The sequence below is a fragment of the Enterobacter sp. RIT637 genome (assembly GCF_019718755.1).
Classification (GTDB): domain Bacteria; phylum Pseudomonadota; class Gammaproteobacteria; order Enterobacterales; family Enterobacteriaceae; genus Enterobacter.
This window is the reverse complement of record NZ_JAIHAZ010000003.1, coordinates 1-12,846: the sequence shown is the minus strand read 5'-3', so window position 1 is coordinate 12,846 and position 12,846 is coordinate 1. Positions and strand designations below refer to the sequence as shown.

Sequence of the window (12,846 nt, the reverse complement as noted above, 5' to 3'; positions counted from 1 at the left end):
CATCCTGCGGTTAGCGTTTTGTGCAGGCTACCATAAAACGGCTGCCCGGCGAACCGGGCAGCGCGTCATTGCGCCACGCGAACCCAGCGCTGCTGCTGATGGCTTTTCACTATCGCATCAATGATATACATCACGTTCGCGCCGTCGTGGAAGGTTGCAAACTGCGGCGCTTCCGGCATCGCCCCCGCCAGCACGGCGCGGTAGAACTGCGCCATCATATTTTTGAAAGCGTCGGGCCAGCCTTCGATATGCCCGCCGGGGAAGTGGGCGCTGTCGGCCACGTCTGGGTTCATCAGGCCCGGATCGTCGGTGAGCGTCTGGTTAGCCCGCGCGCGATGGCCGACCCACAGCTGCTGCGGGATCTCCTGATCCCACGCCACTGACCGCTCGCTGCCGTTGATTTCAAACGTCAGGCGGTTTTTGCGCCCGGCGCTCACCTGCGAGACGCTAAAGCTGCCTTTGCTGCCGTCGTCAAAGCGGAAGAGCACCGAGCCGAAGTCTTCGGTAGTGACCGGCCTGTCTTCATACTCCGCGTGCTCGTCGTGCGTGAAGGTCTGACCGCCCGCCACGTTCGCCCTGCGCGTCGGCCAGACGATGGCGAGATCGGCCATCACCTCGGTAATGCGTCGCCCGGTGACGAACTGCACCGTGTCGCACCAGTGGGAGCCGATGTCCGCCACCGCGCGCGATGCGCCGCCGAGGGCGGCATCCACCCGCCAGTTGTAGTCCGTTTCCAGCAGCATCCAGTCCTGCAGGTAGCTGCCGTGCGAGGCGAACAGCCGTCCGATATCGCCCGCGCGCATCATGCTCGCCGCCTGGCGCACCATCGCAAACTGGCGATAGACAAAGCTAACGCCGTGCACCACGCCCGCCTGCTCCGCCAGCGCCACCAGCCCGCGCGCCTCGTCCGGGGTCATGCACAGCGGTTTTTCGGAAAACACATGCTTGCCCGCGCGCAGGATCTTGCGGTTAATCTCCGCATGCAGGTGGTTCGGCGTGCAGTTGTGCACCGCGTGCAGATCAGGGTGGGCAAGCAGTTCCTCCACGCTGCCGTAGGCATGCGGCACATTCAGGGCACGCGCCTTTTCCTGCGCCTGAGCAAGGGTTCCGTCGCACAGGGCAACCACCTGCACAAAACCGAGGCGGCGCAGCGCCTCGATATGCGCCGGGCCGATAAACCCGCTGCCGATAATCCCGACGTTAATCATGCTTGCCTCCTGCCGCGAAGTCGTCAAACGCACGCCCGGAGACCGGGATGATATGGCGGCGGATAAACTCGCAGCCCTCACTCGCGCCGGCCTCGCCGTCCTTCAGGCAGCACTCCCACTCCAGCACCGCCCAGCCGTCATAGTCGTACTGGGTCAGCTTGCTGAAAATACCCTTAAAGTCGATCTGCCCGTCGCCGGGCGAGCGGAAGCGTCCGGCGCGGTTGATCCACGGCTGGTAGCCGCCGTAGACGCCGCTGCGCCCGCTGGGGCGGAACTCGGCATCCTTCACGTGGAACGCCTTGATGCGCGCGTGGTAGATGTCGATAAAGGTTAGGTAGTCCATCTGCTGCAGCAGCATATGGCTTGGGTCGAAAAGAATATTGCAGCGCGGATGATTATCCACCAGCGCCAGGAAACGCTCGAAGGTCACGCCGTCGTGCAGATCTTCCCCGGGATGCAGCTCAAAACAGACGTCCACACCCTGCTCGTCGAACGCATCCAGAATCGGCCGCCAGCGGTTTGCCAGCGCCTGGAACGCTTCCTGAAAACGCTGCTCGTTATGCGGCGGCCACGGGTAGAAAAACGGCCACGCCAGCGAGCCGGAGAATGTCGCGTGCGCTTTCAGGCCCAATCTGGCCGAGGCAACCGCCGCCTGCTTCAGCTTCTCCGTCGCCCACGCCCGGCGCGCCGCATCGTCACCGCGCACGGCGGCGGGCGCAAAGTGGTCAAACGCGTCGCTGTAGACCGGGTTTACCGCCACAAGCTGCCCTTCCAGATGGGTCGACAGCTCGCTGATGACCAGCCCGTGCGCGGCCAGCCTGCCGGTGATTTCATCACAGTAGGCCTGGCTCTCTGCCGCCTTTTCGACATCAAAAATGTGCGGATGATTGCAGGGGATCTGCACCGCTTTATAGCCCTTCCCGGCTGCCCACCCGGCCAGCCCGTCGAGCGAGTTAAACGGCGCTTCCCCGCCAATAAACTGCGACAGAAAAATGCCGGGTCCTTTCATCGTCCTCATACCACCTCCTGAACATTACGCCTTTTCATCGTCATACTTAAACGTGAGAAGGAAAATCAGCGCGATCGCCGCGGCAGCCACCGCCGGGATCCACCAGAATGTTACCCACGCCTGCGGCACGGTTTGCCCCGCAACCAGACGGTTATAGAGCGCGCCGGAAATCTGCGAGCCGAGCAGCATGCCGATGCCGTAGGTGAACATCACGATCATGCTCTGCGCCTGGCCTTTCACCTTCTCGCCCGCCACGCGGTCGGTATAGATAAAGCCCACCACAAAGAAGAAGTCATAGCACACGCCGTGCAGAAGGATGCCGATATAGAGCAGGAAGCGCCCCTCCTCGCTCACGCCCAGCGCGAACATAGCGTAACGGACGAACCACGCCAGCATGCCGATCAGCAGCATGACTTTCACGCCGAGGCGGCGGAAGAGCAGCGGGATCACCAGCATGAAGAAGATTTCCGACATCTGCCCGAACGACATGGCGGTGCTGACGTCGGCAATCCCGGCATCCGCCAGGTATGAGGCGGTGTAAGCGTAATAGGTGCCGAGCGGAACGGAGATCAGCATCGCGCAGACGGAGAAGACGAAGAAGTGGCGGGTTTTGAGCAGCGCAAAGGCATCCGCGCAGAAGAGATCGCGCACCTTAACCGGCAGGCCTTTCGCCGGGGCTGGCGTGTGCGGCAGCGTCAGGCTGTAAAGCGCCAGCAGTACGGAGCTGGCCGCCGCCACCTGGAAGATGGTGACGCTGGACGCCACGCCGGTGACGCCGATGAAAATCCCCGCCACGATCCAGCCGATGGTGCCAAACACGCGCACCACCGGAAAGGTTTTATCCACGTTCGCCAGGCTGTGAAACGCGATGTTGTTGGTCAGCGCCAGCGTTGGCATGTAGCAGAGCGTATAGCCAAACAGCAGGCCGATCAGCAGCGCGCCGTTCTCGGCAATCAGCGCGCCCGGCACGAACCAGAGGATCGCCGCGCCCACCAGGTGCATCACCGCCATCACCTTCTGCGAGGCGAAAAAGCGGTCCACCAGCATCCCCAGCACGAACGGTGAGAGAATAGACGCGATAGGCCCGGCGGAGAACGCATCGCCAATTAGCAGCGACATGTTGTGCTGGGTCATCACCAGGCCGAGCGTGACCGACCAGCTACCCCAGATAAAAAACTGCAGAAACATCATCAGCGACAGCCGCGGTACCAGCAGTCGGTGCTGCACTATCGCCTTTTCACTACTTTCAGTTGACACCATGATAAGCCTCACCCAGAAAAAAGTAATCGATTACAAAATGGTTCAAATAAAAAGTAATCGATTACAAAATAAAGATCCTGCGGATCGAAACAGATTTGGGAGAGGGGTCACGATAAAAGTGGAGTGGTGCTTTGTAGGCCCGGTAAGCATAGCGCTACCGGGGGTGAAGGCAGGCAGTTTGGTGCGGTCTGGTGCCCTCACCCCGGCCCTCTCCCATAGGGAGAGGGAGAAAAGCAGATCACTTTTTTCGGGATAATTTAAACGCAATAAACAGGAACACCACCCACACTGGCAGCAGCATCGCGGACAGGCGCATCTCATCCATGGTACACATCAGCACCAGAATCAGCCCCAGGAACGCGATGCAGATATAGTTCCCCGCCGGGTAGAGCAGCGCTTTAAACTGCGTCTCGCGTCCCTTGCGGCGCATCGCCGCGCGGAAGCGCAGGTGCGCCAGACAGATCATGATCCAGTTCAGCAGCAGCGTCGCGACCACCAGCGCCATCAGCAGGCCAAAGGCCTGTTTCGGCAGCAGGTAGTTGATCAGCACTACCAGAGAGGTAATCGCGCCGGAAAGGAACAGCGAGTTGACCGGCACGCCGCGACGGCTGACGCGGGTGAGGAACTTCGGCGCGTTGCCCTGTACCGAGAGGCCAAACAGCATGCGGCTGTTGGAGTAAACCCCGCTGTTATAGACCGACAGCGACGCCACGAGGATGACGAAGTTCAGCGCCGAGGCCACCACGTTGCTGTTCAGATCGTGGAAAATCATCACGAACGGACTGCTGTCGGACTTCACTTCCACCCACGGATAGAGCGCCAGCAGTACCACCAGCGAACCGATATAGAACAGCAGGATACGGTACACCACCTGGTTAACCGCTTTCGGAATGCTTTTTTGCGGGTCGCGCGCTTCCGCAGCGGTGATGCCAATCAGCTCCAGCCCGCCAAAGGAGAACATGATCACCGCCAGCGAGAGGATCAGCCCTTTCCAGCCGGTCGCCAGGAAGCCGCCGTGCTGCCACAGGTTGTCGATAGTGGCCCGCTCGCCGCCGTGACCGGAGAACAGCAGCCACAGGCCAAAGCCGATCATGCCGATAATCGCCAGCACCTTGATCAGCGCAAACCAGAACTCGGTTTCGCCATACAGGCGCACGTTGACGAGGTTAACGGTGTTGATAATGATGAAGAAGGCCGCTGCCCAGATCCACGTCGGCACGTCCGGCAGCCAGTACTGCATGTAGATGCCCGCGGCGGTCAGCTCCGCCATCCCGACCAGTACGAACATTACCCAGTAGTTCCAGCCGGACAGGAAGCCTGCAAACGGGCCCCAGTATTTATAGGCAAAGTGTGCGAAGGAGCCTGAAACCGGCTCTTCAACGACCATCTCGCCAAGCTGGCGCATGATCAGGAAGGCAATAATCCCCGCAATAGCGTAACCCAGCAGAACCGCCGGACCGGCCATCTGAATGGCGGGGCCGATACCGAGAAACAGCCCAGTACCGATCGCGCCGCCGAGGGCAATTAACTGAATATGTCGATTTTGCAAACCACGTTGCAGCGTCGGATTCTGATCCGACGAAGCTTCAGCGCTACCATGGCCTGAAGCGGATGACGCGTCTTTCACGCCCTACCCCTGTCTCTTTTTTAGAAGGGGCACGTTTTAACACTTCATGCTGGTGGTAGCAAGCTTAACGCCGGGCCACTGCATGCGCCCGGCAGAGAAAGGTCACGACCCGATGATCCCACCGTCCGCTTTGACGATCACCACCGTTGACGATCGCGGACGCCCGTTCGGGCTGGCGTCTGGCCAGTTGGAGACGGCGCGCGGATTGGCCGGGTCGGTAATATCATCCCCGCCCTCCCCCGGATGCTGAATGTTAATGAACAGCGTCCGGTTGTCCGGCGTAAACGCAATGCCGGTGATTTCGCACCCGCGCGGTCCGGTCAGGAAACGGCGGTATTCATTGGTGCCGGGAATGGTGGCGACCATCTGGTTATTGCCCATCCCCTCGTACGCTTTCTTATTGATGGTACTGGAAGAGACGTCGGTTTGGATCCACAGGACGCCCTGATGATCGAACGACAGTCCGTCCGGGCTGCCGAATTCCGCGCCCTGCATGGAGCCTTTGGCCTTCGGATCGTCGCCGTCGGTGCGCCCGGCCATGACCAGAATATCCCATTTAAAGCGTGCGGCAGCAGGATCGGCCCCGTCTTCGTGCCAGTGCATAATATGCCCAAACACGTTGTTGGCGCGCGGGTTGGCAGCGTCGACCGGGGCCTTGCCCTCCTTGCCGCGATCGCTGTTGTTGGTGAGCGTACAGTAGACGCTGCCGCTGGCGTGCGGATCGACGGCTATCCACTCTGGGCGATCCATTTTCGTCGCCCCCACCGCGTCGGCCGCCAGGCGGGTTTTAATCAGCAGGTCGCCCTGGCTTTCAAATCCGTTACTTTTGTCCAGACCGTTTTGCCCGAAGATGAGCGGTAGCCAGTCGCCGCTCCCGTCCTCGTTAAACCTGGCGACGTACAGCGTGCCGGACGTCAACAGCTGCATATTGGCTTCACGGTTCGCAGGATCGTATTTGTTGTTCGAGACAAATTTATAGATGTACTCAAACTTCTGATCGTCACCCATATAGACCACCACGCGCTTGTCGGCGGCAATCGTGACGGCCGCCCCCTCATGCTTGAAGCGGCCCAGCGCGGTGTGCTTGCGCGGGGTGGAGGTCGGGTCGTAGGGGTCAATCTCCACGACCCAGCCGAAACGGTTGGGTTCGTTAGGGGTTTTATCGACGCTGAACCGGTCATCCACTTCGTTCCAGCGGTAGGACTCGTCGCTGTCGCTGATGCCGTAGCGTTTTTCCAGCGGGTTAAGATCGGCTTTTTTCACAAAAATATCCGACCAGTTCTCCTCGCAGGTGAGATAGGTGCCCCACGGCGTGTGGCCGTTAGCGCAGTTTTGCATGGTGCCCAGCACGCGCTCCCCCTGCGGGTCGGCGGCGGTTTTCATTAAGGGCTGATGCCGCGCCGGGCCGGTCAGCTGCATCGGCGTATTGACGGTAATACGGCGGGCGAGAGAGGACGGGCGAACCACCTGCCACTCGCTGCCCGTTTTTTTCACTTCCACCACCGACACGCCCATCGCGTTCTGCCCCTTGCGGGCTTTGTCGAGGCTCCAGTTCGCGGTGCCGTCCGTAAACAGCATTCCGTTATCAATGTATTCATGGTTCATGGCCAGCAGGCCATGCTCCGGGTTGTGCTCACCCTGTGGCAGGCTAAACCACGCCATGCCGTCGTGGTGCATGCCCGCCTGCACCGCCTGCTCGTCCGTGGTGTTGCTGGCGTCCGGCTTAAAGGCCGGCATGTTGTTTTTAATTCCCGTTGGGTCACCCCAGCGATAGAACGGGCGGGCGATATAGCCTTCCGGCACCCTGACCGTATCTTCCGTGGAGACGTCAATGCTGGTAAAGCCCAGGGAAACCGCTTTTGCCAGCGCGGAAGGCTTCGATACCGCGGCAATGGCGCTTTCGGGTTTGATCAGAAAGGGAAATGAAACGGCAGCGCCTGCAACGGCGCCCATCTGGAGAAAACGACGGCGTGAGAGAAACACTTCCGCGACCTCGGAGAAAACCGGGTTAGCGCTGCGGTTAGCGATATCGTCGCGATGTTCTTTTTTAAAAACGGATTTGAGGGGTCTGCCCATAGCGGCTTCCTGTCATTGGCCAAGAGGTAAGGATGTGGCGACCAGTGTAAGAAGCTTTTGTTACAATTTTATAACACGATGGCGAGAGGATGGGGCATCCCTGCCCCGGATAACAAGGTGGAACGCTTAGAACTCGTAGCCAACCGAGACCTTAAAGGTCCGCGGTTCGCCCTGAGTGATGTAGGTACCGGAATCGTCCACGCTGGCCCAGTAGTTTTCATTGGTCACGTTGTCGATGCCCGCGCGAACGGTCATCTGGTTTGCATTGTGGTTCACCGCGAAGCGATAGCGCATGCCCAGATCCAGCGTGGTGTAGCTGTCCAGCTTTTTGGTGTTTGCCAGGTCAGCGTACTGCGTGCCGGAGTGGTTCACGCGGGCGGTCGCCGTCAAACCGTCAACGGGCTTGATGTCGTATTCTGCGCCCAGCACGGCGTAGAAATTCGGAATACCGATCGCATCGTTGCCCTGATTCACGCCGTTTTTAGTTTTGGTCAGCTCCGCCTGCAGCCAGGTGGCACTGGCGTTCAGGCGCATCCCCAGCATCGGCTCGCCGAAGACGTTCAGCTCCACGCCACGGTTACGCTGCTCGGCGTCCAGACCGTAGTGGCCGCTGTCGTCGAGGATTGCCGACGGCATTTTGATTTCAAACAGCGCAAGCGATCCGCCCACGCGGCCGAAGTCCGCCTTCACGCCCACTTCGTTCTGCTTAGAGTGAACGATACCGGTACTCTGGCCGTAGTTGGTGGCGGTATTAGGTGCGGTTTTGCCCGGCTGCAGCGCTTCGGTGTGGTTGGCGTAGAGGGAAATTTCCTCCCACGGCTTGTAGACCACGCCGTAGGTGGGCATCCAGCGGCTGCCGTCGAAACCGTCCGCGTCGTTCTCTGCGCCGGTAATTTTGTTATACCCGCGAACGACCACTTTCTGATGGCGCGCCCCGGCGGTGAACAGCAGCTTATCGTCCAGCACGCCCAGGGTATCGCTCAGCAGCCAGCCCTGCGTACGGGTGCGCCCGCTGGTCAGCGGATCGCTGTATTTCCCGCCGGAGCCGTTGAAGTTAGTGCTGTCCGGCATATCGACGCCGGTGTTGTGATAGATGTTGGTGGTCGGGTTATCCTTCGCCGCCGACATTTTCCACGCGATTTTTTCGTTTTTAGTCATCGCGGAATACCCGACGTTGACCTTGTGCGAGACGAAGCCGGTAGTGAAGTTACCGCGAATGCCCGCCATCCCGCTGACGGAATCGCTGATGCGGTTGGTATCCAGACGGCTGACCGTCGCCTTGCCACTCTTGTCCACCAGCTTCGGCGCGCTGTAGATCCCTTCTTCATGCGCGTGCTGCGCGCCCAGGCCGGTATAGGCGGTCCAGCCGCCGGTAATGTCGTACTCGCTGCGCCACATCCCAAATTCGTTTTCGATATTGCTGTAGGCCCACTTCTGCGAGAAGTTGCGATCGTTTTTCGGCGGTTCAGGCACGAAATCCACCGCCGAGATGTTGACGCTGGTCGGGCTGCCGTGGAAGGTTTTCTTCTGATAGCCCAGGTCCAGCGAGGTGCGGAAGCGGTCGCCTTTGTAGTCCAGGCCGGTGGAGAGCAGCGTGGTGCGGCGGCGATCGTTCGGTACGCCGGTTTCCCCTTCACGATGGACGAGGTTCACGCGCGCGCCAAACTGGTCGTTATCACCAAAGCGACGGCCCGCGTCCAGCGTGGTGCCAATCTGGGAATCCGAGGTGTAGTCCACGCCCACTTTTGCCTGCGGCGTCTCGCCCGCATGTTTCGGCTCAAGGTTGATCATCCCGCCTACGCCGGAGCTTGCCGCACCGTTCATCAGCGAGTTGGCCCCTTTGAAGATTTCAATGCGGTCGACCATCTGGGCATCCACCACCTGACGCGGCAGCACGCCGGACAAGCCGCCAAAGGTCATGTCATCGCCGTCGAACTTCAGGCCACGAATACGGAACGTTTCCGCACTGTTGCCGTACCCCTGAACATACTGCACGCCCGCGTCGTTGGCGACCACGTCGGCAATGGTTTTCGCCTGCTGATCTTCCACCAGCTTCGAGGTATAGCTGATGATATTGAACGGCACGTCCATGGCGTTCTGCTGACCGAGCATCCCCATGCGTCCGCCATTTGCCACCTGCCCGTCGAGGAAGGCGGGCACCAGCTGGTCGCCGCCGGGTGTGAAATCACTCTCCGCCGCAGCCTGGACGACGAGGGTGTCCTCTTTTTTTTCATCCGCCGCCAGTGCGGAATGCGTCACTGCGCCAATGGCAAGCGCCAGCAGCGTTTTATGCATTGTGGTGTTGTTCATGATTAACTCGTTTAAATGTGCGCGCAAAAATGACCCGTGGTCGGGCCTTAGAATGGTGTTAAATGCAATGCAAATGAGAACTATACGCATTATCTATGCGTTATCAAGTGTAACCGCACATTTCTGGTTGCGAAAAGAGGTTAATCAGGACGGGGGAGCAGGACGAGAACAGCCACCCCACAGAGGGGGTGGCTGCAATAACATTATTTTTTCTTGTAGATATCGGCAGTGCCGTGAATTTTGTTGTTGGTATTACCGGAGGTCAGCACCAGCACGTCAGCGCCTTGTTTGTCTGCTTTCTCAATCAGCTCTTTCTTAGCATCATCAATCGATACTTCATTTGAAGTGTTAACAGTACCGATTTTTTCATACTGTGATTCTACTTTCTCGAATTCGTTTTTCGTCAGCAGTTCAGCAGCAAAGGCATTAGTGGTAAACAGAAACGCGGTTCCCAACAAAATAGCAGTCGTTTTTTTCATAACCTTTTTTCCTTGAGATTAATCAGCAACTACGAAAATCCTCACACACGATGATGAGGTGTATTGAGCATGGTAGAGAATCTCAGGAAATTCCACATGTTCGGGAAAATTCTTTTATAACAACCCATTGCATGAAATAACTAACGAATATTAAGAATATTCAAAAACGCGCGCGACGCCCGAGATATCAATGCGCACAGCCGCGCCGGGGTTCCACCCTGCCTGACTGACCGTTTTCAGAACAACAGGCTCCGGTTGCCCGGCTAAAGCAAGGGTGAGCGTGGACAAATGGCCCGTGAAATCCACATCAATAATCGAGACAGGGCTTTCATTCGGGGCGCATGCCGTTACGCGCAACTGTTCCGGGCGCATCATCACTCTGCCCTCTCCTGTCGCACGGGCATTGTCCGTGGGCACTTCACCCAGCGCGCACATCGCGTACCCACCGGAGAGCTGAGCGGGCAGGATCACCGCATCGCCAAGAAACAGCGCGGTCTCTTCGTCAACGGGCCGGGAGTACACGTCGTAAGGCGTACCCACCTGGCTGAAGCGTCCGGCACGCATCACGGCAACCTGGGTGGCAAAGGACAAGGCTTCGTTTTGGTCGTGCGTCACCAGAATCGAGGCCACGCCAGCCTCCGCCAGCAGGTCGGCGGTCGCTTTGCGCGTCATGGCGCGCAGCCCGGTATCCAGCGCAGAAAAGGGTTCGTCGAGCAGCATGACTGACGGACGCTGGGCCAGCGCGCGGGCCAGCGCAACGCGCTGCTGCTGCCCACCGGAAATCTCATGCGGCCAGTGCGTGGCCAACTGCCTGTCCAGAGAGACTTTCTCCATCAGCGCGTCCACCCGCTGACGTTTTTCATGCCGCGTGCCGTCCAGCCCCCAGGCGATGTTGTCAGCCACATTAAGGTGCGGGAACAGCGCTCCTTCCTGCGGGACAAAACCGATCCCACGCAGATGGGCGGGCACAAAATTGTGTTCATCGAACAGCGTGCGTCCCTGCATGACAATGCGCCCGCTGTCCGGCGTTTCGAATCCGGCAAGAATACGCAGCAGCGTGGTTTTTCCCGACCCTGACGGCCCGACAATCGCCGTCCTGTTCCCCGGTGCAACGCTCAGATTCACATTATCAAGCACCCGCGCATCGGAAAACGATTTCGAAATGGACGTTAATTCAAGCATGTCATAGCCCTGCAATTTTTTTAGACTGCATATAAAGAATGGCGGTTAGCGGCAGTGAGATAAGGATCATCAGCATGGCGTAAGGGGCCGCCGCCACATAATCAATCTCGCTGGTCAGCGCCCAGAAGCCGGTGGAGAGCGTACGCGTTCCCAATGGCGACAGCAGCAGCGTCGCGGTCAGTTCATTGCTGACGCCGAGGAAAACCAGCGCCGCGCCCGCCGCCGCGCCCGGAGCGGCCAGCCGCAGGGTGACGCGCCATAACGCTTCAGCGGGCGTGCTGCCAAGGCTGCGCGCCACGTTTTCCAGCTCAACCGGCGCCTGCGCAATGCCAGCCCGGAGGTTAATGAGCGCACGGGGCATAAACAGCAGCAGGTAGGCGAGGAACAGCGTCACTTCCGTCTGATAAATTGGACGGGCATAGTGGATCGTCACCGTGACCAACGCCAGCGCGGTCACGATACCCGGCAGCGAGCTGGTGATATAAATGCACCCTTCCAGCATCCGGAAAATACGGTGCGGATAACGGATCCCGAGCCACGCGATGGGGATCACGCACGCTGTCGTCAGCAGCGCTCCGCCCACGCCGAACATCAGCGTCTGACGCAGCGAGTGCCAGAGATCGGCGCTCATCCAGTTTTCCACGCCGCCCAGCCAGATCCAGCGACACAACACAATTAAGGGTACGCCCAGCGCCAGCAGCACCAGCGTCAGAAAAAGCAGTTGCCCCAGCCACGCCACAGCAGGCTCAAGCGGCCAGCGCTTCTGCTCGCGCGCGGCGCCTGCGCCAATCCGCGCATAGCGTGTTTTTCCGCGCGTGACGCCTTCAAGCATCAGGATAGCCAGACAGCATAAGGCCAGTACGCCCGCCAGCATGTTCGCGGCCGGGCCGCTGAACGTAGACTGGAACTGGTCATAAATGGCCGTGGTGAAGGTATCAAAGCGGATCATGACGTACAGGCCATACTCCGCCAGCAGGTGCAGCGCCACCAGCAGCGCGCCGCCGCAGATCGCCAGTTTGAGCTGAGGCAGCACCACGCGGAAAAAGACCCGCCAGGGAGGCGATCCGAGCGAAGCGGCGACATCTTCAAGGGTTGGATCGAGACGGCGCAGCACCGCCGCAACCGGCATGTAGATAAACGGATAGTAGGCCAGAACAGAGAGGAATACGCCCGCAGAAAGGCCATGCATGCCCGGTACCACGCTCACCCAGGCATAGCTTTGCACAAACGCGGGGATCGCCAGCGGGGCCACCGCCAGCGCCGACCATACGCCCCGTCCCGCCAGCATTGTGCGCTCCGTCAGCCAGGCTATTGCCACGCCCAACACAATGCACAGCGGAACCGCTAACGCCATAAGCCACAGCGTGTTGCTGAGCAGCTCAGCCACCCGCGGGCGGAACACCAGCGCCTTAATCGTTTCCCAGCCGGTCTCAATGCCGATGGCAATGATAAAGCCCAAAGGCAGAAGCGCCAGTAATGAAAACAAGACAGCTAACGCAACCATCGGCAGCGCGGGACGCCTGCGAACAGGCTTCCGCGCGCGGTGTTTACCGATGTCGAGACTCAAACCAGACATAGGACATTCACTTTACGTTCAGGATCACAGCAGGCCAGCTTGCGTCATCAGCTCGATAACTTTCTTACTGTTGAGCGTGGAGGGTTCCACTTTTGGCGCATCCAGATCCTTCAGCGGAA

Annotated in this window: 9 protein-coding genes; all 9 read right to left on the bottom strand. The window is 59.4% G+C overall.

Annotated elements, in window-relative coordinates:
* Positions 1 to 65 precede the first annotated feature (65 nt).
* Positions 66 to 1,208 (bottom strand): Gfo/Idh/MocA family protein, encoded by a 1,143-nt coding sequence (locus K5E19_RS06945; RefSeq protein ID WP_221550526.1) that lies wholly within the window; start codon positions 1,206 to 1,208, stop codon positions 66 to 68.
* Entirely contained in the window at positions 1,201 to 2,226 is a 1,026-nt protein-coding gene (locus tag K5E19_RS06940; RefSeq protein WP_221550524.1) for a sugar phosphate isomerase/epimerase, read from the bottom strand. The genes K5E19_RS06945 and K5E19_RS06940 overlap by 8 nt, the downstream gene beginning before the upstream one ends.
* Positions 2,227 to 2,241: 15 nt before the next feature.
* A complete protein-coding gene (locus K5E19_RS06935; RefSeq protein WP_221550523.1) occupies positions 2,242 to 3,477 on the bottom strand; it encodes an MFS transporter in 1,236 nt (411 codons plus the stop codon).
* A 238-nt stretch (positions 3,478 to 3,715) separates the two neighbouring features.
* Positions 3,716 to 5,104, bottom strand: a complete 1,389-nt coding sequence (gene pheP / locus K5E19_RS06930) for a phenylalanine transporter (protein ID WP_221550522.1) — start codon at positions 5,102 to 5,104, stop codon at positions 3,716 to 3,718.
* Between the two features lie 102 nt (positions 5,105 to 5,206).
* Complete coding sequence (locus K5E19_RS06925; RefSeq protein WP_221550521.1) at positions 5,207 to 7,180, bottom strand: PhoX family phosphatase; 1,974 nt, start codon at positions 7,178 to 7,180, stop codon at positions 5,207 to 5,209.
* 126 nt (positions 7,181 to 7,306) lie between these two features.
* Positions 7,307 to 9,490, bottom strand: coding sequence for a TonB-dependent siderophore receptor (locus K5E19_RS06920; protein WP_221550520.1), 2,184 nt, complete (start codon positions 9,488 to 9,490; stop codon positions 7,307 to 7,309).
* 203 nt (positions 9,491 to 9,693) lie between these two features.
* The gene (yahO, locus tag K5E19_RS06915; RefSeq protein ID WP_010428286.1) at positions 9,694 to 9,969 is read right to left on the bottom strand and encodes a DUF1471 family periplasmic protein YahO; all 276 of its coding nucleotides are present in this window, start codon (positions 9,967 to 9,969) and stop codon (positions 9,694 to 9,696) included.
* Between the two features lie 150 nt (positions 9,970 to 10,119).
* A complete protein-coding gene (locus K5E19_RS06910; protein ID WP_221550519.1) occupies positions 10,120 to 11,151 on the bottom strand; it encodes an ABC transporter ATP-binding protein in 1,032 nt (343 codons plus the stop codon).
* A gap of 1 nt (position 11,152) precedes the next feature.
* Positions 11,153 to 12,727 (bottom strand): iron ABC transporter permease, encoded by a 1,575-nt coding sequence (locus tag K5E19_RS06905; protein ID WP_221550518.1) that lies wholly within the window; start codon positions 12,725 to 12,727, stop codon positions 11,153 to 11,155.
* Between the last annotated feature and the right edge of the window lie 119 nt (positions 12,728 to 12,846).

What these genes read in the sequence shown, in the direction of transcription:
- K5E19_RS06945 (WP_221550526.1), bottom strand. Translation starts at nt 1,208, where the DNA reads ATGATTAACGTCGGGATTATCGGCAGCGGGTTTATCGGCCCGGCGCAT.
- K5E19_RS06910 (WP_221550519.1), bottom strand. Translation starts at nt 11,151, where the DNA reads ATGCTTGAATTAACGTCCATTTCGAAATCGTTTTCCGATGCGCGGGTG.
- yahO (WP_010428286.1), bottom strand. Translation starts at nt 9,969, where the DNA reads ATGAAAAAAACGACTGCTATTTTGTTGGGAACCGCGTTTCTGTTTACC.
- K5E19_RS06920 (WP_221550520.1), bottom strand. Translation starts at nt 9,490, where the DNA reads ATGAACAACACCACAATGCATAAAACGCTGCTGGCGCTTGCCATTGGC.
- K5E19_RS06940 (WP_221550524.1), bottom strand. Translation starts at nt 2,226, where the DNA reads ATGAGGACGATGAAAGGACCCGGCATTTTTCTGTCGCAGTTTATTGGC.
- K5E19_RS06925 (WP_221550521.1), bottom strand. Translation starts at nt 7,180, where the DNA reads ATGGGCAGACCCCTCAAATCCGTTTTTAAAAAAGAACATCGCGACGAT.
- K5E19_RS06905 (WP_221550518.1), bottom strand. Translation starts at nt 12,727, where the DNA reads ATGTCTGGTTTGAGTCTCGACATCGGTAAACACCGCGCGCGGAAGCCT.
- K5E19_RS06935 (WP_221550523.1), bottom strand. Translation starts at nt 3,477, where the DNA reads ATGGTGTCAACTGAAAGTAGTGAAAAGGCGATAGTGCAGCACCGACTG.